Genomic DNA, 21,283 nt, shown 5'->3' with positions numbered 1-21,283 from the left:
TCATCGCTCGAAATAGCGTTCCTCGAAATAGCAGCCGCAATCCGGCAGCCATGTCGGGATGGCGTACCACAGCCGCCGGGCAGGTTCGAGCACGCCCTTGTGGTAGGCGGGGTAGTCGAATCCGTGGCCGCGTATGCGCCAGAAGGTCGCACCGCGCACCTGCAGCGCATCCTCGCTCACCGCCCGGAAGTACGGCGCGTAATCCGCGAGATCGGGCTTTTCCTTGCTCAGTATCAGGATGTCGCGACCGGCCAGCGCACGGAAATCGGTCAGCACATCGTCGTGGCGCGCATGACTGGACGCCGGGCCGAACACCGGCCAGTAACGGCGGTGGTTGTAGCCCATGGTGACCGAGGGCGAATAGCCGTCGGTCATCAGCACATAACGGTCGACGTCGCTGCCCAGCGCGGCGATCACCTCGAGCGGTTTCACGGTCTGCACGATGCCGGCGTACTTGCGCGGCCCCAGACGGTCGGCCCAGGACTCGACCGACGTCGTGGCGAAGGCGAGCACGCCGGCGACGTGTACAAGCGCCAGCACGGCGGCGATCTTCAGCGTGCGCCCAAGCGCATCGGCGGGCACGATGCGCGCGTAGAGCAGGAAAGCCAGCGGTACGAAGGAAAACACCCAGTGCAGACCTATGGTCTTGACCAGGGACAGCAGCGCGAACACCGCCAGCGGCAGCCACACCAGCCACGGCAGCGCCGGCTGCATGCGCCACAGCGCGGGCGCCCGCAGCAGCCGCCAGCTCACCATGGGCGTGAGCAGCCACACCATCATCAGCACATAGAGCAGCGGCGTTTCCCACGACAGATGGGCATTCCCGTGACGGTTGAACACATTGAACATCACGTTGGCCCAGCAGTGCTGGCTGTTCCACCACGCGTTGTACAGGCCGGCCGGCAGTGCGCACAGCACCAGCAGCCCCAGGCCGCGCCATTTCCATGCGGCGGGCCGCCACAATGCCCAGGCGACATAGGCCAGTCCGAGCAGTACGGAGAAGTACTTGGACAGGAAAGCCCCGCCGAGCAGCAGACCGGCCAGCGCGAACGCCGGCATCGAGCGACGGGCCTGCGCGTGCAGGAACAGCAGGGCGGATGCCACGCTGAAATAGACCAGAGGAATGTCGGTGGTAATGAGCACGTCCAGCACGCTGGCCGGTGCCAGCAGCACCAGACTGGCCGTTCCCCAGCGCACTGCCGCCACCTCGCCGCGCAGGAAAGCCAGCAGCATGGCCGACAACAGCGCCGGCTGGACGATGGCCGGCAGGCGCAGCCACCATTCGGCTTCCGAAACCGCGATCAGGCCGGCCAGCCACCAGCCCACCATGGGCGGGTGATCGTAGAAACCGCCCGCCGGAATCCGGCCCCACCAGTAGAAATACGCTTCGTCACCGGTAAACGGCAGCACCGCACCCAGCCAGCCGCGGAAGGCCAGGGTAAGCAGCAGGCAGACGAAATAGAAACGGCGCCAGCTCGATGCTGGCGCCGTCGTGGTCAGCGCGAACACCCCGTTCAGTCGCGATCGGCCAGCGCGCGACGACGGGCACGCACCGCCTCGGCGAGCACGTCGAGCAGTTCGACGCTCCTGTCCCAGCCGAGGCAGGCATCGGTAATGCTCATGCCGTACTCCGGCGCCTTGCCGGCAACCAGATCCTGCCGGCCTTCCTTCAGGTGTGATTCGACCATCACGCCGAATATGCGGTCCTCGCCACAGGCGAGCTGGGCCGCGACGTCGCGCGCCACATCCATCTGCAGCGCGCACTGCTTGCGGCTGTTGGCATGCGAGAAGTCGATCATCACCTTGGCCGGCACGCCGGCCGAGGCCAGTTCACGGCACACCTTGTCCACCGCTTCGGCGTCGTAGTTCGGCTCCTTGCCGCCGCGCAGGATGACGTGGCAGTCCTCGTTGCCGGTGGTGGACACGATGGCCGAATGTCCGGCCTTGGTGACCGACAGGAAAACGTGCGGCGACTGCGCCGACTTGATCGCGTCGGAGGCGATGCGCACATTGCCGTCGGTGCCGTTCTTGAAGCCGACCGGGCAGGACAGCCCGGATGCCAGTTCGCGGTGCACCTGGCTTTCCGTGGTACGGGCACCGATGGCCCCCCAGGCCACGAGATCGGCGGTGTACTGCGGCGTGATGGTGTCGAGGAACTCGGTGCCGGCGGGCAGGCCGAGCTCGTTGACCTCGAGCAGGATGCGCCGGGCCAGTTGCAGGCCTTCGTTGATCTTGAAGCTGTTGTCGAGATGCGGATCGTTGATCAGGCCCTTCCAGCCCACCGTGGTGCGCGGCTTCTCGAAATAGACACGCATGACGATTTCCAGCTCGCCGGCCAGGCGCTGGCGCTGCGCCTTCAACAGCTTGGCGTACTCCATGCCCGCCTTGTAATCGTGTATTGAACACGGACCGATCACCACCAGCAGGCGATCGTCGGCGCCACGCAGGATGCGATGGATGGCCTGGCGGGCGCCGAAGGTGGTCTGCGCAGCCACATCGCTTGCCGGCAGCTCGGTCAGCAGATGGGTGGGCGGCAGGAGTTCCCGGATTTCCTTGATGCGGACGTCGTCAGTGATCATGTGCATGGGTGCGTTCATGGCTTTCAGTCGTTACAGCCCTGGCGGCCGGCCGCCGTTGTCGAAGGGTGGATTCTAACCCGCCGCGCCGCCGGTCGAGCGCGGTTTGCGGCTTCAGTGATTGCGCTCGCGCCACAGCAGGTGCACGGCCAGATAGCCGAGCAAGGACGCAGTACAGGCCATGATGAACAGGCCGGTCACCAGCGGCAGCCCGGCCGCACCGAGCCAGATCCAGAACCCCTCCAGCCAGCCGGTCGCCAGTTCGCCGATGCGCCCCGCGCTCTGTTCGATCTGGCTCGCCTCGGCCGGCGCGGACGGTTTGGCGAGTACCAGGCTGCCCAGTTCGTAGGCCGCCCAGTAGATGGGCGGAAAGGTGAATGGATTGGTGATCAGGGTACAGGCTGCGCTGGTCACGATGTGGGCGCGCAGCAGCAACGCGGTCAGTATCGCGAACAGGAATTGCGCGAACGGGATCATGAGCCCGAAGAACAGGCCGATGGACACCGCACGCGCCACACTTTTCCGGTCCGGACTCCACAGCCGCTCGTCGCCCAGATGTCGCGCGAACGGGGCGAGCGCGCGCGTCGCAAGTATCTGCTCGCGGGTAGGAATCCAGCGTCTCAACCAGGGTGGCATGACAGACGGCAAGCCCTCAGGCCGTGCCCCCCACGGTCAGACCATCGATGCGCAAGGTCGGCTGGCCGACACCGACCGGTACGCTCTGCCCCTCCTTGCCGCAGGTGCCCACGCCGCTGTCGAGCGCCATGTCGTTGCCTATCATGGACACCCGGGTCAGCGCATCCGGACCGTTGCCGATCAGCGTGGCGCCCTTGACCGGATAGGTCACGCGGCCATTTTCGATCATGTAGACCTCGGCGCCGGAGAACACGAACTTGCCGCTGGTGATATCGACCTGGCCACCGCCGAAATTGACCGCGTACAGACCCTTCTTGACCGAGCGGATGATGTCCTCCGGATCGCGGTCGCCATTGAGCATATAGGTGTTGGTCATGCGCGGCATGGGCAGATGAGCGAAGCTTTCGCGCCGGCCATTGCCGGTGGGCGCGACGCCCATCAGTCGCGCATTCAGGCTGTCCTGCATGTAGCCGACCAGGATGCCATCCTCGATCAGGGTGGTGCAGCGGGTGGGATTGCCTTCGTCGTCCACGGTGAGCGAGCCGCGGCGGTTGGGCAAGGTGCCGTCATCCACCACGGTCACGCCGCGCGCGGCAACCTGCTGGCCGATGCGGCCGGCAAAGGCGGAACTGCCCTTGCGGTTGAAATCGCCTTCCAGGCCATGGCCGATCGCCTCGTGCAGCAGGATGCCGGGCCAGCCCGGACCGAGTACCACGCTCATGGTGCCGGCCGGCGCCGGCCGGGCATCCAGGTTCACGCGCGCCTGGTGCACGGCTCGCCGCGCGTAGTCGCGCAGCACCTCGTCGGTGAAACAGCCGTAATCGAAACGGCCGCCGCCACCGGACGAGCCCTGCTCGCGCCGGGTACCGTCCTGCATGATGACGGTGACCGAAACGCGCACCAGCGGCCGCACATCGGCAGCCATATGTCCGTCATGGCGCATCACCATGATGATCTCGTGGGTGCCGGCGACATGCGCCATCACCTGCGTGACGCGGCCGTCCTCGGCCCGCGCATAGCCCTCGATACGTTCGAGCAGCTTCACCTTCTCGATATCGGACAGCGAATCGTGAGGATTGCGCGCCGAATAGAGGGGCGCCGGCGACGACGACAGCACGGTGCGCGCGCTCAGGCTCTGGCCCTGCGCGGCGATGGCGCGCGTGGCGCGCGCTGCGGCTTCGAGCGCCGGCAGGCTGATTTCGTCGGAATAGGCGAATGCCGTCTTGTCGCCCTGGATCGCGCGCACGCCCACGCCCTGTTCGATATTGAAGCTGCCCGATTTCACGATGCCCTCTTCCAGGCTCCAGGCCTCGCTGCACTGGTACTGGAAATAGAGGTCGGCGTAGTCGATGCGGTGGGCACCGAGCAGACCGAATACGCGGTCGAGTTCGCCGCGATCGAGGTCGAAGGGCGCGAGCAGCGTGGCACGCGCGGCATTCATCAGGTCGGCCCCGTCTACGGGCTCGGTCGGCAGGGCAACAGCACTATTCATCGGGTCGATCCATTCAGGTCTTTATGGGGTGGCCCAGCCGCTGGGCGATGGCGTCCTCTTCGGAGGGAGGAAAGAAGTACTTGTACATCGACTTCTCCTCCTTCAGATCACGCCATCGTCCTCCCAGTTCATCGACTCGGGCACGATAGGTTTCGCGTGTCAGCCGCAACAGCACGGCGGGTGCGCCCACGCGCTGGCAGGTCCGCTCCTCGGCGGCAGCGGCGAAATCGAGGTATTTCTCGTAGAACAGTCGATGACGCGGATTCACCTCGATCAGCGCGTCGTCGCAGTCCTGGATGCGGAAGGCGTAGATGGACATCAGGTGGAACAGCGTGCCCATGAGCCGCTTGGAGCGCACGGACTGCTCCACCGCGAACTTGCCCACCTCGCACACGCGCCGGCCCTGGTCCCGCAGGGCCTTCATCACGTCGGGATAGGTTTCATCGGCGGACAGACCGGTATCGGAATCGAGATTGACCGTCACCGTGCCATAGATGTGACCGTCGAATTCGGCTACCAGCGTGATGCGGTTCGGCGTTTCGTCTATGTGCTTCTTGGTGTGATAGCCGCGCCACGAATACATCTTCTCGATCAGCAGGCTGGTGCCCTCGCGCTTGTCGCGGTCGCTGCTCAGCAGGCGCACGCGGAACTTGTCCTTCTGCTGCGCCATTTCACGCGTGCCCGGAATGTCCTCCTGCTCGATGCACATCGAACGCAGGCGATCGACATCCATCACCGTCACTTCGGCGAGTGTCTGCGGGAAGTTCGACGTATTCGTGGAGGGGTCGTCGACCATTTTTCGGTTCGCGGAAACGGGCGTCAGCAGGACAGCTTGCGGTGTCCCAGTGCGGGAAGATTCTGCCTGATCTCAAGGAGATAGTCGCCATCCATATCGCCCAGGACCACTCCGGGGCCGCGCGCCAGCCGGTTCAGTACATTGCCCCAGGGGTCGATCAGCATGGAATCCCCCCAGGTGCGCCGCCCGGACGGATGCACGCCGCCCTGCGCCGCGGCCAGCACATAGCACTGGTTTTCCACCGCGCGCGCGCGCAGCAGCAGTTCCCAGTGAGCGCGCCCGGTGGTTTCGGTGAAGGCGGCCCCCAGCACCAGCAGTTTCATGTCGCCCAGGGCACGGAAGTATTCAGGAAAGCGCAGGTCATAACAGATGGACAGGCCGACTCGCCCGAACGGGGTATCGATGGCCACCGGCTGCTGGCCGGCCTCTATCGTGCGCGCCTCGTCATAGTTCTCGCTCCCGCGCGAGAAGGCGAACAGATGCACCTTGTCGTAGCGCGCGATCTGGCTGCCGTCGGGCGCGTACGCGAGGCAGGTGTTGCGCACCTTGTCCGGCACCTCGGCCGCCAGCGGCACCGAACCGCCGATCAGCCAGATGCCGTGACGGCGCGCCGTGTCCGACAGGAAGCGCTGTATCGGTCCCGCGCCCTCCGCCTCGCGGATCGCGATCTTGTCCGCCTCGTCTCCGGAAATGAGCGGGAAATATTCGGGCAGCGCAACCAGGCGCGCGCCCTGCCGGGCGGCTTCGGCAATCCAGTGCCCGGCCTCGGCCAGATTGGCCGATACATCGGGGCCCGACACCATCTGGACGGCGGCAACCCGGGTCAATGCGGAAGCATCCGGCGTGTTCATCGATGAAAATTCCTCCGAAGACGGCAGCACGGCCATCGGGTCAGCGAGCGGGTGCGGCCGACGACGCGGCCGGCTGCTCCCCGAGCTTGCTCACGGCCGGATCGTCCCACGACCCTGTTACGGCATAACGGAACGCGAACATCTGGCCGAGCGGATCCTTCAACACCTTCTGCGCAAGATAGGTGGCCACGCCCACCGCCGGATTGGCGATCAGCGCGCCAACCGACACGCTGTCGCTGAGCGCCGGCTGGACGTTCACGACCAGATTCTGCGTTTCCGCAGACACATCGACACTGCCTGTGATCTTCACCTGGGCGGCCGGCCCGGCCAGTTCGAGATCACGGGTGGTCATGATGCCACGCTCCACCTTCACATTCCCGCGCACGCGATCGAAAGCGAAGCCTTCGCTGAATACGTCGCGGAAATCCAGCGTGATGCGACGGGGCAAGGACTGCAGGCTCAGTATGCCGAGCAGCCGGCCGGCACCGGGGCTGATCTTGCTGAACTGTCCGTCGTCGGCCTTCAGCTCGAAGGCGCCGCCCAGCGAAAGGTAGTCGATGGACAGCGGACTGCCCTGCCAGCTCAGGGTTCCCTTCAGGCTCGCGGTGCCCCGGCGCAGCACCCCGGCGTGGCCAAGGCGTTCCAGCAAGCGTCCGGCGTCGCTGGCGCGGATTTCGAAGCCGATGCGGGTTTCCCGCCCGCCGCGCGGACCGCCGGTCGGACGTCCCCAGGCACCGCTGCCCACGAAGCTGCCTTCGGGCACGCTGAGCACAAGCTGATCGATCAGCCAGGCGCGCCGCTCGTTGCGCGCGCGCAGCTCCAGCCGCCCGAGCTGACGGCCATCGAGCACGAACTGATCCGCTTCGATATCCAGCGCCGGCAGTTCGTCCGGTTCGTCCTGCGCATCGGTACTGCTGACCTGGGCACGCTCGTCTTCCGGACTGTCCAGGCGCAGTCGCTCGAAGCGCGCCGTCACCTGACCCTTGCCCTGCGGCAGCCAGCTCAGCTTGCCGCGCGCCTGCGAACTGGTCAGGTCGATGTCCCACCGTTCGCCGTGCCGCTGGGCATCCGCCTTCACGCCATCCAGCCAGTGCCCGGCCACCTTGAGGTTGCGGGCGTCGATGCGCACGCGGCCCGGCGGTGGCGCCTCCGCTCCGGATTCCGCGCCGCCCGCCGCACCGAATGTCCGGGACAGCGCATCCAGATCGATGGTGTCGCCGCTGAGGACGAGCGCGATGCCGGCATCGGGCAGCGGCGGCATCTGCGGCAGGCCGATCGCAGCGCGCTCCACGACGCCCTGGCGCCGCACGATGTCGGCCGCGCCCAGGCGCCCGGCGCTCACGCGCAGCAGTTCGCGGTCGGCGCCGATCGATGGCAGGCCGCGCCGCGCCATTTCGCGCGCATCCATGCCGGCGAAACGCTCCACCCGCAGCGCCAGCGGCTCGCCCAGCGGCTTGCCCAGCGGCGCCGGCAGCGCCGACGCCATCTGCGCCAGATCCGCCTCCAGAACGACGTCGCTCGCATCGCGACGCACCGCGATTCGCGCCTGCCAGGTCGCGCTGCCGGACAGCGCGTCCATCCAGCTCTGCCCGATCTGCGCACGCAGCGCGTCGGCCGAGGCGCGACCGCGTGCCTCCACGTTCACCGCACCATTCGCAGCCGTGCTCACATCCAGCGTCATCGGAAAACCGAGCACGCTGGCCTGCGCACCCCGTATCGTGAGACTGCTGTCGGTGAAGGCGATGCGACCGGCCGCATCGTCGAGCGGCGGCATCGCCGCATCGATCCGCAACCGGTTGCCGGTGAAACTGTATTCGCCCTCCACCCGGCTGTCGCGCGAATGGCGCAGCGGTATGGTCAGGCCGAGCTGCAGCTTGCCATTGCCCTCGGCACGCATGCCGGCGGTGAACCCCTCGATGCGCGCGCCGACCGGGCTGGCATCGATATAGCGGAGGAATTCACTGGTGGCACCGCTGGCCGAGCCCTTCACCACCAACACTTCCTCGTGCGCCCACAGATCCGGAATCTCCGCAGTGGTCGGGCCGACACGGGCATTCAGAATGCGTCCGTCGCGGCCGGTCACCAGCATGCGTCGCCCCTCGAACAGCACGTCCGCACGCAAGCCGGTCAGGGGCGGCCATTCATGGCCGAAGTCGAGCGTGGCCTCCTCCGCCTTCACCCGCACCTGGAAAACACCGGAACCGGGCCGGTCGAACGGGAAATCGGCAAGGTGGCCGCGCAGCCGCAACGTGGCCTCCGGCACGCGCCCCGCCGCCAGTGCCGTACGCAGCCAGTCGCGCGTGTCCGGTCCGACCGAATGCGGCAGATAGCGCCACACCGCGCGCGGGTCGCCATCGGTCAAGCGCGCTTCGATGTCGATGTCGCCGCCGCGCTCGCCCGTTCGGTAGCGGCCTCGCGCCTGCCCCTGAACGTGCGCGTTGCGGAAAGCGAGCGATTCCAGCGCCAGCTCGGTCGCGCCGTCGTTGCGCTGCCAGGCCGCACGCAATCTGAACTGCGAAAACGCGATGTCCGGCTCGGGAAACACCGCCGGCAGGCTGAGCTGAAGATCGGGGGCATCGATCTGCAGCGTTCCGCGCAGATCCGACCCCTCTATCCGCCCCGACAGGCCGGACACACCGGGCAGCTCGCCCACCGCGGACAGGCCGACACCCTCCAGCCGCGCATTGATGCGGAAACTGTCGGGCGCGGACAGCTCGCCGGTCCAGCCGCCGTCGAGTTCGCGCAGCCAGCCGCGCGCGGCATGCTGCTGCAGGCGCTCGCGCACCGCCTGCGACAAGGGAAGATAGGCCGACATGCGGGTCAGCGCATCGAGATCGAGCGCATTCGCCGACATGTCGCCCTGTGCCGGCTGACCGCCGCTTGCCGCCTGCCAGCGCAGGTCCAGGCTGGTGGGCGTGAGCTCCAGTCCATCCTTGGTGGTCAATTGCAGTTGCCGCGCCGACGCAACGATGCGTTCGCTGCTCACCTGTTCGGCACTGATCAGACCGGACAGGCTGGCGAGATCGAACATGGGCAGATCGGGGGCGAGGCGCAGCTTCACGTCGGCGAGCGCCAGCTCTGCGCGCACACCGGTCAAGCGCTCGCCCTCGAAGCGGCTCCATATCCGCGTGGCACCGCGCCCCTGCGGCAGCTCGACCGGATAGTCCACCCAGTGCCGCCACACCGCCATGTCGGCGCCCAGCAGGGACAGGAACAGATCGCCCGAGGCGGAGGCCGGACGGTCGATGTCCGGCAGCGACACATCGCCGCGCAGTTCGAGCGACTGCGCAAGTTCGCGCGGCGGATGTGCGTTGAGGCCGAAACGGTGATTGCGCCCGAAATTGTCCAGCCGCGCATCGACGTCGGACAACTGCAGCGACGGCGCCCCAGGGCGCCGCTCGTCCTGCCACTCGAGGCGCGCTCCGCGGATATTGATCTGGCCCTGGGACAGCAGCCAGCGCATGAAACCGCCTCGCTCACCATCGCGCTGCACCTCCAGACCTGCCACGAACAGGCGGCCGTCCGCGGCGCGTCGAATGCGCAGGTCAGGCCCGTTGATATCCAGCCGGTGCAGATGCAGTTCGCCGCGCAACAGCGAGGAAAATCCGAGTGCCGCCTCCACCTGCTCCAGTCGCAGCGCTGGCGCACCGGATTCGTCGAGCAATACGAGGCCGCGCAGACTGAGCTGCGGATGCAGGCCGGTCCAGTCCGCGCTCAGCGCGTCTATCCGGACCTGCCGCTGCAACGCCTCGCCCAGAGCCTGTTCGATGCGCGGACGGTAAGCGTCCACGTCCGGCAGTATCCAGTGGCGCGCAACAAGGACGAAAGCCGCGAGCACGATGTAGGTCAGCAGGCCGGCCGACAGCAGGCCCGCGAGCGGGCGGCGCCGGCCCGCGCGTGCCGGGGCGTGTGGAGATGGCGCGGCTACGACCTGATCGTCGATGCTGGACTGGGACAAGATGTATCTTTGCGTGCAGTCAAGCCGGACCCGACCGCTTTCGTGAAACGATCGTCAAGTGTACCCGCAACACGAGCGCGCTTCGCATCGCGTTCAGCCGGGCAACACAGCCGTCCTGCAAGGACTGTATTGCCGTCGCCCGGCTGCCCTGGCCGTCGGCCGTCGTCCATGATCCGGAAAACCTGATCTGATCGGCGTCGTGGGTGCGGTTGGCGGGGGTAGGGCACGGTGCGGGCAGGCTGCAGGATGGCTGGGCAGACGCCCCCGGGTCGGGCTTCGCCCGGCCCGGCGTTTTCATGAACGGACGCGCCGCGCAGCCGGGCGCACATTGCCGTTCTAATCCACCCCCTTGAACCCGAGGATGCACCATGGACTCCGCCGCCGCGACTGCCCTCATCGAATCCGCCCGCCGCCACAGCCGCTATCTCGACCGTCAGCTCGCGGCCGATCCGCTCCTGCTGGACGCACTGCGCGCGGCGCTGGATGTCGCGGTCGATGCCGAGGCCATCGCATCGTGGTTCGCCCGCACACCGGCGCCGACCGACGACGAGGCCGCGCTGAAATCGGCGCTGCGCCGTCTGCGCATCCGCACCCTGTGCCAGCTCATTGCGCGCGATCTGGGCGGACTGGCCGACCTCGACGAAGTCACCGAAGGCATGACGCTGCTGGCGGAGATCACGCTCCGCAGCGCGGAACAGGCGGCGCGCGCCGGGCTGGTGCAGCGCTTCGGCCAGCCGCGCGGCGAAACCGACGGTGCCATCCAGCCCTTCATCTGCATCGGCATGGGCAAACTGGGGGGACGCGAACTGAATGTGAGCTCCGATGTGGACTTCATCTTCGTCTACCCGGAAGCAGGCGAAACGGATGGCGATACGCCCGAGGGGCCGGGCAAGCGCATCGACAATTTCGACTTCTTCACGCGCATGGGCCGCAAGGTGATCGAACTGCTGGCGGACGTGACCGAGGATGGCTTCGTGTTCCGCGTGGACATGAGACTGCGGCCAAACGGCGACTCCGGTCCGCTCGCCTGCAGTTTCGACATGCTCGAGAACTATTTCGTCACCCAGGGCCGCGAATGGGAGCGCTACGCCTGGATCAAGGCACGTGCACTGACCGGCGGGCGTGACGAGGAACTGGAGGCGCTGCGCAAGCCTTTCGTATTCCGCAAGTACCTGGATTTCGGCGCCATCAACGCGATGCGCGACCTGCATGCGCAGATCCGGCGCGAAGTGGCGCGCCGCGACATGGCGGACAACATCAAGCTGGGGCCGGGCGGCATACGCGAAATCGAATTCATCGCCCAGGTATTCCAGCTCATACGCGGCGGTCGCGAGAGCGCACTGCAGATCCGTCCCACCCAGAAGGTGCTGGACCGGCTCGCCTTGCGCGGCGTACTGGGCGAGGAGGCTGTGGCCGAGCTGCAGGCGGCCTATGTGTTCCTGCGTCGCCTGGAGCACCGTCTGCAGTACGTCGAGGACGCGCAGACCCACCGCCTGCCCGCGACGCCGGACGAGCAGGCACTCATCGCGTCCGCCATGGGCCATCGCGATCACGCCGCGCTGATGGACGAACTGGACGTGCACCGGTCGCGCGTGAGCCGCCACTTCGAAGCGGTGTTCGGCGCCCAGGAACAGGACAGTTCGACGCCGCGCGCGGTGTGGCAGGACATCGAACAGTGCGAGGACTGCGCCGGCGCGCTGGCCGGCATGGGCTTCGCCCGCACCGACGATCTGGCGCACCGGCTGGCCGCCTTCAAGGCGGGCAGCCGCTACCGCCAGTTGCCAGACGGTTCGCGCACCCGCGTCGACGCGCTGGTACCCAAGCTGCTGGAGGCCTGCCGCGACACGCCCGACCCGTCGGCCACAGCATTGCGCGGGCTGGACCTGCTGGAGGCGATCAGCCGGCGTGCGGCCTATCTGGCGCTGCTTGCCGAATTTCCGCAGGCGCTGGGGCAGGTGGCGCGGCTGATCGGTGCCTCGAGCTGGGCTGCCGGCTATCTGGTGCGCCACCCGATACTTCTGGACGAACTGCTGGATGCGCGCCTGCTCACTGCGGAGCCGGACTGGCCGGGATTCGAAGCCGATCTGCGCAACACGCTGGACGAAGTCGGCGACGACACCGAAAGACAGATGGACAGCATGCGCGACGCCCACCACGCCTGGGTGTTCCGGCTGCTGGCGCGCGACCTTGCGGGCGAGCTGTCGGTCGAGCGACTGTCCGATCACCTGTCCGCGCTGGCCGACGTGATGCTGCGCGTGACGCTGGACATGTGCTGGCGCAAGCTCGCGCGCCGGCACCGCGACCCGCCGCGCTTCGCGGTCATTGCCTACGGCAAGCTGGGCGGCAAGGAGCTGGGCTACGCATCCGACCTCGACCTCATTTTCCTGTTCGACGACGATCATGAATCGGCGCCGGAAATCTACGCCCGGCTTGCGCAGCGCATGCTGACCTGGCTGTCCAGCCACACCAGCGCGGGCATCCTGTTCGAAACCGACACCCGGCTGCGGCCCAACGGCGAATCCGGCCTGCTGGTCAGTTCGATCGCCTCCTTCCACGACTACCAGCTCAAGTCGGCCTGGGTGTGGGAGCACCAGGCGCTGACACGGGCGCGCTTCAGCGCCGGTGATGGCGAAGTGGGACGACGCTTCGAAACGATACGGCGCGAAGTGCTGACGCGCCGGCGCGACGCGAAGGTGCTGCGCCGCGAAGTGCTGGACATGCGGCAGAAGATGATGGACAGCCACGCCAACAAGTCCGAACTGTTCGATCTGAAACATGATCGCGGGGGGTTGATAGACCTCGAATTCGCGGTGCAGTACCTGGTGCTGGCCCATGCCGCCGACCACCCTGAACTGACCGGAAACCTGGGCAATATCGCGCTGCTGCGCATTGCCGCCGAGGCCGGGCTGCTGCCGGCCGACAGCGCCCGCGCCGCTGGCGACGCCTATCGCGAACTGAGGCGCCTGCAGCACAGCCTGCGTCTGAACGACGCAACCCGGGCGCGCCTGCCGGCGGACCAGGTCTGCACCGAACGATCCGCCATCGAAACGGTATGGCACCAGGTGTTCGACGCGAACTCATGAGGCGCGGCGGAAGTCTCAGCGACAATACGCCTATCGGAGCATCCCACCATGCATGATCGCCTGCGTCACTGTCTGCTGCTGGCCGGCTTCACACTGATGCTTGGCGGCTGCGCGACGCTGCCACCGCTGCCGCCCGCGCCGACCACCGACGAAATCGTCCAGATGTCGAAGGACGGCATTCCGCCGGCCGAAATCATCCAGCGCATGGAAGAGAGCCGGGCCCTCTACCCGCTCAAGGCATCGGAACTTGCCAAGCTGCGCGAAGACGGCGTGTCCGACGAGGTGATCGACTACATGCAGCAGACGCTGATCGAAGCCGAGCGCGCGCGCGAAGCGATGCGCGAACGCGACCGCATGTGGATGTACGGCTATCCCTATTACCCCGGTTATCCATGGGGCTACTGGCGTCGCCCATTCCGCTATTGAGGCGGTCACGCGGGCACCGTGTGTCGCCCTGCCGTGCATGAGCGCAACGCAGTCCTGCCCATGACGGCGTTCCGTGCGCAACTGTGCAGCGCACGAAGCGCGCGCCTTCGCAGCCCCTCCTCGCAGCATCCATCCATGCACCACTGAGCGCGATCGCATCGGACGGAGGCCATCGCCCGAACCCGTCCTGGCGTGCCCTGCATGCGATACGCAATGACTTCCGCATGAGCCGGTGATCCGGTACCAGGCTTTCAGTTCATCACCATGCAATATCGCGGATCGATCGTCATATCCCGCAAGGAAGGTCAGCGCGCCCCTGCGCTGCGACCGGCCGGATCCGCATGAGTCAGTCCGGCAGGGCGTGGCGATGGCTCTCTGTTCGAGTCATGCGTGGCGCCGGCGAACGCATCCGCCACCCGGTCGTCGCGCTCGCCCCTGCCCGTGCACAACACCACCGATCGAGACACAAGCGCCTCGAAGGAGAAGAAAACCATGAAGCTCTACCACCTGATCGCATCCGCACTGGGTGCGCTGTCCGCCCCCGCCATGGCCGCACTGCCGGCGTCCCAGCTCACCGGCTGGGCGATGATTTCGCATGAATATCGCCATCCGGGCCCGGTATCCGGACAGTTCACCGGCAGCGGCAATGGCGTCACCCCGCCCTACGCGGGTCAGCCCATCCCCGGCTTCTCGGGCATGATCCCGTCGACCGTCGCCGGCAGCTATTACGGCCTGCCCGACAATGGCTACGGCTCGCAGGGCAACAGTGCCGACTTCGTCATCGGTTTCTATGAAGTCACCCCGAACTTCAAGATGACCGGCGATGGCACGACCACGCCGGGCAGCGTCGCGGTGAAGAGCTTCACGCCATTCAGCGACCCGAACGGGCTGCTCACGAAAGGCAACTACATCACGAATGGTCCTGTGTATACCCGCAGCACCTATTACGCGAACAATGCGATCGCGGTCGACCCGTCCATCAGCAACGGCAAGTGGCTGACCGGCGCCGATTTTGACGTCGAGTCCTTCACCCGGATGAATGACGGCAGCTTCTGGGTGGGCGAGGAATTCGGACCCTATCTGCTGCACTTCAATGCAAAGGGCGAACTGATGAGCGCGCCGATTGCACATCCGGTGCTGCGCGCGCCGCAGAATCCGGCGGGCGGTACCAATCTGCCTTCGTCGCGCGGCTTCGAAGCGATGACGCGCAACGGTGACGGCACCCGGCTCTACCTGACCACCGAAGCGTCGATCAATTCGGAAACCGACAAGCGGATGCTGGAAATCTACGAATTCGACACCGTGGCCGGCGAGTACACCGGCGTCAGCTACCGATACGCCAAGGACAGCTCGGACTTCATCACCGGCGCCACCGACAACGCCAGCAACATCTTCGTCACCGGCGACATGGCGCACGTGGCGGACGACAAGTACATCCTGATCGAACGCGACGACTTCCAGGGGCCGGCCAGCGGCACCAATCCGCCGCAGCAGAAGAAGATCTATCTGATCGATCTGAGTGAAACCGACGAAGACGGCGTGCTGCGCAAGACGCTGCTGGTCGATCTGCTGGACATCGCCGATCCGGCCGACATCGGCGGTCCGCTGGCCGAGGTGCTCGACGGACGCTTCAACTTCCCGCTGCAGTCGGTGGAATCGCTCACCGTGATCGACGAGCACACGATACTGGTCGGACTGGACAACAACTACCCGGGCGGCAATGGACGCATCCCTGGTGTGCCGGACGGTACCGAAATGATCACCATCCGTTTCGATCAGCCCATCGCCAGCATTCCGGAAGCGCAGACCTGGGCCATGTTCGTGGCGGGTCTGGGTGTGCTCGGCGCGGTCGCCCGCCGTCGCAAGGCCTGAATGGATTGAGCGCGCAGAGCGTCGTTCCAGGGGACGCGGGGCACGGCCCCCTTTCCCTGCCTGCCGCGTGCCTTTGCGCGCTCACCGGTAACACGACAATCAGGCATATCCATAGAACTAAACATCACTTTTTTGAATAAGCATTGATCCCTACACTGGCGCGCTCATCAAGGAGAGCACGCAGTGAAAATCCGCCATATCGACACCCGGCCGACCGAGGTCGGCAAAGCCCACGAAGCGCTGGGCCTGCCCCCGGTCGAGCAGGTGATCGAGAAAGTCCGCGCCCATCCGCTGGCCACGCTGGCCACCTGGTTCATGGTGTTCACGCTGGTGGGCCTGCCGCTGTTCCTGCTCGCGCGCGGCCTGCCACTGTCCGACCCGCAGGCGGCACTGAGCACCGTGATCGAGGTGCTCACCTCATCCGAATTCCTGCAGGCGGCCGCGGTCGGCTTCATCGCGCAGAGCATAGACGGCGCGCTGGGCATGGCTTACGGCATTTCCGCCACCACCTTCCTGCTCGGCACCGGCGCCTCGCCGGCCGTGGCCAGCGCAAGCGTGCATATCGCCGAAATCTTCACCACCGGGCTGTCCGGGCTGTCCCATCTGAGACTGGGCAATGTGGACCGGCGCCTGATGCTGCGGTTGCTGATTCCCGGCGTGATCGGCGGCGTGCTCGGCGCGCTGGTGGTGACGCAATTCGATGGCGCGGCGCTCAAGCCGTGGATATCCGGCTATCTGCTCATCATGGGTCTGTATGTGCTGGCCAAGGCCTGGCGCCATCGCCGCAAGCCAGCCGGCGAACCGCGTCATGTCGCCAAGCTGGCATTGTTCGGCGGCTTCGTCGACGCGGCCGGCGGTGGCGGCTGGGGCCCGGTGGTCACCACCAGCCTGGTTGGCGCCGGTCAGGACCCGCGACGCACCATAGGTTCGGTCAATTTCGCCGAGTTCTTCATCGCCATCGCCAGCGCCGGTGCCTTCGTGGTGTTCATCGACAGCGCACCCTGGGCCACCGTTGCCGGCCTGGTCGCCGGCGGCATGTTCGCCGCCCCGCTGGCCGCGCTGCTGTGCCGCACCCTGCCTGCCCGCGCCCTGCTCGTGCTGGTCGGCCTGCTGATCAGCGCGCTGAGCACGCACAATCTGATCAAGGCGCTTGCTTGAGGGCCGATGCGCGACGCACCCCGACGATCGCGCCTTGCCGCTTGAATCTGCCCGGCCAGGGCCGGGATAATCGCGCGATGAACGCTTACGCCAACACCGCCGCCTATCGCTTCGTGCAGCTTGCCGACCGCGAGGCCCTGCGCCCCCACATCCAGCAGCTTGCGCAATCGCGCGGCTTGCTGGGCACCGTGCTGCTCGCGAGCGAGGGCATCAACAGCTTTCTTGCCGGCGAAGAAGCCGCACTGAAGGATTTTTTCGACGCGTTGGGCGAGGACGCGCGCTTTGCCGCCATGGACGTGAAGTGGAGCTGGTCCGGCACGCTGCCCTTCCGTCGGCTGCGCGTGCGGCTGAAAAAGGAAATCGTGACCGTGGGCGAACCGGATTTCGATCCGCGCGCCGAGCCGGCGCCCTATCTGCCGCCGGCCGAACTGAAGCGCTGGTATGACGAGGGCCGGCGTTTCGTCATCATCGACACCCGCAATCGCTGGGAGGTCGAGCGCGGCAGTTTCGATGGCGCGCTGGATCCGGGCGTGGACAGTTTCGGCCAGTTCCCCGCCGCGCTGGAACAGTACGGCGACCTGAAGGACACGCCCATCGTCACCTTCTGCACCGGCGGCATACGCTGCGAGAAAGCCGCGCCCATCATGAAGCGGGCCGGCTTCAAGCAGGTGTGGCAACTGGAAGGCGGCATCCTGCGCTATTTCGAGGAAATCGGCGGCGCCCACTGGCATGGCGACTGCGTGGTGTTCGACGACCGCGGCGCGCTGAAACCCGATCTCAGCCCGGCGGGCTGACACGCGCGCCCGCCGGGCGCCGGTTCACCCGCGCTCACACCTTCTCGAACAGGCCGGCCGCCCCCATGCCGGTACCGATGCACATGCTCACCATGCCGCAGCGCGCCTCGCCGCGCTGCATCGCGGCGATCAGCGTGGCGACGCGGATGGCGCCGGTGGCCCCGAGCGGGTGACCGAGCGCGATCGCGCCGCCCAGCGGATTGACGCGCGCGGGATCCAGATCCAGCGTACGCATCACGGCAAGCGCCTGCGCCGCGAAGGCTTCGTTCAGTTCCAGCCAGTCGATGTCGGCCTGGCGCAGGCCGGCCTGTGACAGCGCGCGGGGGATGGCTTCGACCGGGCCTATGCCCATGATTTCCGGCGCCACACCCGCCACCGAGAAACCGCGGAAGCGGGCGAGCGGCGTGGCGCCGGTGCGCTTGAGCGCGGTCTCCGACATGAGCAGCACGGCCGCCGCACCATCGGACATCTGTGAACTGTTGCCCGCGGTCACCGACCCCCGGGCGGCGAACACCGGCCGCAGCCGGGCCAGCGCCTCCAGACTGCTGTCGGCGCGCGGCCCCTCATCGGCATCGATCACGCGTTCGCTGAGGGCGACCGTGTTGCCGCCGGCCGGATCCGGTCGATGGCTGCGCACCGTGACGGGCAGGACTTCGTCGCGGAAACGTCCGGCTTCGCGCGCGGCCAGCGCGCGACGGTGGGATTCCAGCGCGAAGGCATCCTGGTCCTCGCGCGACACGCCGTACTGCGTCGCCACCTTTTCCGCGGTGATGCCCATACCATAGGCAATGGCCAGCGGACCACCGGGTTCGAAGGCGCGCGGATTCACGCTCACCTTGTTGCCCATCATGGTGGGCATGACCGACATCGATTCGGTACCGGCACCGATGGCCACATCGCACTGTCCGGTCATGATGCGCGCCGCCGCATCCGCCACCGCATTGAGGCCGCTGGCGCAGAAGCGGTTGATCGTGATGCCGGGCACCGACACCGGCAGGCCGGCCAGCAGCAGGCCGATGCGCGCGACATTCATGCCCTGTTCCGCCTCCGGCATGGCGCAGCCGACGATCACATCGCCGATGTCGGCCGCATCGAAAGCGGGAACGGCATCGAGCACGCCGCGCAGCACATGGGCCAGCATATCGTCCGGCCGCACGGTGCTCAGCGCCCCGCCCTTGCGCCCCACCGGCGTACGGCGCGCGGCGACCACATAGACATCCTGAATCTGCTTCATGTCAGCTCTCCTGACGCAGCGCTCAGTTGCGCAGCGGCTTGCCGGTATCCATCATGTGGGCGATGCGGGCCTGGGTGTCGCGCGTCTTCAGCAGATCGACGAACAGCGCGCGCTCGACATCGAGCAGCCACTGTTCGCTGACGCGAGTACCGGCATCGATCTCACCCCCGCACAGTGCGACCGCGGCCGCATGCGCGACGCGGTAGTCATGCGCGGAAATCTGTCCGCCCTCGCGCATGTTCACCAGCATCATGTCCAGCGTGGCGATGCCGCTGCGCCCGGCGACCGGGATATCGACCGCCGGCAGGGGCGGACGCCAGGCCGACTCGGCCATGGCGATCGCATTGCGCCGCGCGACGTGCAACACTTCGTCGGCATGCATCACCACCAGGTCGTCCGGCTTGAGCAGCCCCAGTTGCTGCGCATGGCGCGCGCTCCTCGACACCTGGGCCATGGCGACGGTCTGGAACACCGACTGCAGGAAATTCATCGGATCGCGCGTCGCGCTCGCCTCGGCGGCGCGCGCGCTGCGGATCGCGAATTCCTTGCAGCCGCCGCCGGCCGGTATCAGGCCGACGCCGGCCTCGACCAAGCCGATATAGCTTTCAAGTGCCGCCACCACACGCGGCGAATGCATGACGAATTCGCAGCCGCCGCCCAGCGCCAGGCCGCGCACCGCCGCAATCACCGGCACCTGCGCATACTTGATGGCCAGCGACGCCTTCTGGAAATCCGCCACCACGCGTTCCAGCGCGACGAAATCGCCGGCCTCCAGCACCGGGCGTATCTGCTTCAGATTGGCGCCCACCGAAAACGGACCGTCCGGCTGCCAGATCACCAGTCCGTCGAAATCGCGCTCGGCGCGGGCGATGCCTTCGAGCAGGCCTTCCAGCACGCGCGGACCGACTGCCGACATGCGGCTCTTGAACGACAGCACCGGTACCCGCTCGCCATCGGCATCGTCCAGCGTCCACAGCCTGACCTCCTCGCCTTCCCACACGGTATGGGTGGCGCGTGCCGATTCGCCCGGCAGGCGCTGCGGAAACAACTGTCGCGGCGTCGGCGGACGGGCCTCGATCGCGGCAGCCGATGCCGACCACGAGCCACCGGCTTCATGCACACCATGGCGTTCGGTCACCCAGGCCGGCAGGGGTGCAGCCGACATCGTGTGACCTTCGGCGATATCCTCGCGCAGCCATTCCGCCACCTGCTGCCAGCCGGCACCCTGCCAGGTCTCGAACGGCCCGGCGCTCCAGCCGAAGCCCCAGCGCATCGCGCAATCGATGTCACGCGCGTTGTGCGCGATGTCGCCCAGATGCACGGCGACGTAATGGAATATGTCGCGGAAGATGGACCACAGGAACTGCGCCTGCGGATGGGTGCTGGCACGCAACGCCGCCAGTTTCATCGCCGGATCGCGCTCGGCAAGGAGGGCCTGCACCTCGTCCGCGACGCCCCGGTCGGCGTCGCGGTAATCCTGCAGGTCGACATCCAGCACCTTGATCTGACGACCGTCCTTGCGATAGATGCCGGCGCGCGTCTTCTGCCCCAGCGCGCCGCGCTCGACCAGTGCGGTGAGCCAGGCGGGCAGCACATAGTGCCGGTGCCAGGGGTCGGCGGCGAGCTGGCCGGTCATGGTGTTCACCACATGCGCCAGCGTATCCAGTCCGACCACATCGGCGGTCCGGTAGGTCGCCGACTTCGGGCGGCCGATGAGCGGGCCGGTCAGCGCATCGACTTCGTCGAAACCCAGCCCCAGCCGCGTCGTGTGATGCATGGCGGCGAGCATGGAAAACACGCCGACGCGATTGGCGACGAAATTGGGGGTATCAAGTGCGCGCACCACATTCTTGCCCAGTGTCGTGGTCAGGAAATCTTCCAGCCGGTCCAGCAGTGCCGCATCGGTACCCAGGGCCGGAATCAGTTCCACCAGCGCCATATAGCGCGGCGGATTGAAGAAGTGCACGCCGCAGAAACGGTGCCGCATGCCTTCCGGGCAGGCGGCGGCCAGCGCATTGATGGACAGCCCCGAGGTATTGGTGGCAAAGATGGCGTCGTCACGAAGATGGGGCGCGACCCGCGCATAGAGCGCCTGCTTCCAGTCCATGCGCTCGGCGATCGCCTCGATCACCAGATCGCATTCCGCCAGCCGCGCCAGGTCGCGATCGTAGTGGGCGATTTCGATCTGGCTGGCGAGGTCGGTGCTGGCCAGCGGCGCAGGCTCCAGCTTCCTGAGGCCGGCGAGTGCACGCCTGACCGTAGCGTCCGGATCGGGGCCGGCAGCGGGCAGATCGTACAGGACGACGCGCACCTGGGCATTCGCGCAGTGCGCCGCGATCTGAGCGCCCATCACGCCGGCGCCGAGCACCGCGACGCGCCGTATGCGGAACTTCGAGGAGGTCACGAT

At 66.9% G+C, this 21,283-nt stretch carries 14 protein-coding genes; 5 read left to right on the top strand and 9 right to left on the bottom strand.

Annotated features, from left to right (window positions below; all coding sequences use genetic code 11):
* The 7 genes from A3Q7_RS0118465 to A3Q7_RS0118435 all read right to left on the bottom strand — a co-directional run bounded on the left by A3Q7_RS0118465 (position 1) and on the right by A3Q7_RS0118435 (position 10,309).
* Complete coding sequence (locus A3Q7_RS0118465) at positions 1-1,509, bottom strand: ArnT family glycosyltransferase (protein WP_018413397.1); 1,509 nt, start codon at positions 1,507-1,509, stop codon at positions 1-3.
* A gap of 5 nt (positions 1,510-1,514) precedes the next feature.
* The gene (gene aroG / locus A3Q7_RS0118460; RefSeq protein WP_077231412.1) at positions 1,515-2,585 is read right to left on the bottom strand and encodes a 3-deoxy-7-phosphoheptulonate synthase AroG; all 1,071 of its coding nucleotides are present in this window, start codon (positions 2,583-2,585) and stop codon (positions 1,515-1,517) included.
* A gap of 105 nt (positions 2,586-2,690) precedes the next feature.
* The gene (locus tag A3Q7_RS0118455; RefSeq protein WP_026225012.1) at positions 2,691-3,212 is read right to left on the bottom strand and encodes a DUF2062 domain-containing protein; all 522 of its coding nucleotides are present in this window, start codon (positions 3,210-3,212) and stop codon (positions 2,691-2,693) included.
* Between the two features lie 16 nt (positions 3,213-3,228).
* A complete protein-coding gene (gene tldD, locus A3Q7_RS0118450) occupies positions 3,229-4,653 on the bottom strand; it encodes a metalloprotease TldD (RefSeq protein WP_018413394.1) in 1,425 nt (474 codons plus the stop codon).
* A 64-nt stretch (positions 4,654-4,717) separates the two neighbouring features.
* A complete protein-coding gene (locus A3Q7_RS0118445; RefSeq protein WP_018413393.1) occupies positions 4,718-5,500 on the bottom strand; it encodes an N-acyl amino acid synthase FeeM domain-containing protein in 783 nt (260 codons plus the stop codon).
* A gap of 23 nt (positions 5,501-5,523) precedes the next feature.
* On the bottom strand, positions 5,524-6,351 hold the full coding sequence (locus A3Q7_RS0118440; protein ID WP_026225010.1) for a carbon-nitrogen hydrolase family protein: 828 nt from the start codon (positions 6,349-6,351) through the stop codon (positions 5,524-5,526).
* Positions 6,352-6,391: 40 nt separating this feature from the next.
* Complete coding sequence (locus A3Q7_RS0118435; RefSeq protein WP_018413391.1) at positions 6,392-10,309, bottom strand: YhdP family protein; 3,918 nt, start codon at positions 10,307-10,309, stop codon at positions 6,392-6,394.
* A gap of 368 nt (positions 10,310-10,677) precedes the next feature.
* On the opposite strand from A3Q7_RS0118435, the gene glnE reads away from it, so the two are divergent.
* The 5 genes from glnE to trhO all read left to right on the top strand — a co-directional run bounded on the left by glnE (position 10,678) and on the right by trhO (position 17,642).
* A complete protein-coding gene (gene glnE / locus A3Q7_RS0118430) occupies positions 10,678-13,392 on the top strand; it encodes a bifunctional [glutamate--ammonia ligase]-adenylyl-L-tyrosine phosphorylase/[glutamate--ammonia-ligase] adenylyltransferase (protein ID WP_018413390.1) in 2,715 nt (904 codons plus the stop codon).
* 48 nt (positions 13,393-13,440) lie between these two features.
* The gene (locus A3Q7_RS0118425) at positions 13,441-13,818 is read left to right on the top strand and encodes a hypothetical protein (RefSeq protein WP_018413389.1); all 378 of its coding nucleotides are present in this window, start codon (positions 13,441-13,443) and stop codon (positions 13,816-13,818) included.
* A 492-nt stretch (positions 13,819-14,310) separates the two neighbouring features.
* On the top strand, positions 14,311-15,690 hold the full coding sequence (locus tag A3Q7_RS20135; protein WP_157278237.1) for an esterase-like activity of phytase family protein: 1,380 nt from the start codon (positions 14,311-14,313) through the stop codon (positions 15,688-15,690).
* Between the two features lie 183 nt (positions 15,691-15,873).
* On the top strand, positions 15,874-16,848 hold the full coding sequence (locus A3Q7_RS0118415) for a sulfite exporter TauE/SafE family protein (RefSeq protein ID WP_018413387.1): 975 nt from the start codon (positions 15,874-15,876) through the stop codon (positions 16,846-16,848).
* Positions 16,849-16,925: 77 nt separating this feature from the next.
* Entirely contained in the window at positions 16,926-17,642 is a 717-nt protein-coding gene (trhO, locus tag A3Q7_RS0118410; RefSeq protein ID WP_018413386.1) for an oxygen-dependent tRNA uridine(34) hydroxylase TrhO, read from the top strand.
* Between the two features lie 34 nt (positions 17,643-17,676).
* On the opposite strand, the gene A3Q7_RS0118405 is transcribed toward trhO, so the two are convergent.
* Complete coding sequence (locus A3Q7_RS0118405; RefSeq protein ID WP_018413385.1) at positions 17,677-18,876, bottom strand: acetyl-CoA C-acyltransferase; 1,200 nt, start codon at positions 18,874-18,876, stop codon at positions 17,677-17,679.
* A 22-nt stretch (positions 18,877-18,898) separates the two neighbouring features.
* Positions 18,899-21,280, bottom strand: coding sequence for a 3-hydroxyacyl-CoA dehydrogenase/enoyl-CoA hydratase family protein (locus A3Q7_RS0118400; protein ID WP_018413384.1), 2,382 nt, complete (start codon positions 21,278-21,280; stop codon positions 18,899-18,901).
* Positions 21,281-21,283 lie beyond the last annotated feature (3 nt).

The sequence above is a fragment of the Methyloversatilis thermotolerans genome (genome assembly GCF_000372885.1).
In the GTDB taxonomy this organism is placed as follows: Bacteria; Pseudomonadota; Gammaproteobacteria; order Burkholderiales; family Rhodocyclaceae; genus Methyloversatilis; species Methyloversatilis thermotolerans.
The sequence above is the reverse complement of the archived record's forward strand: the minus strand, read 5'-3'. Positions and strand labels throughout refer to the sequence as shown.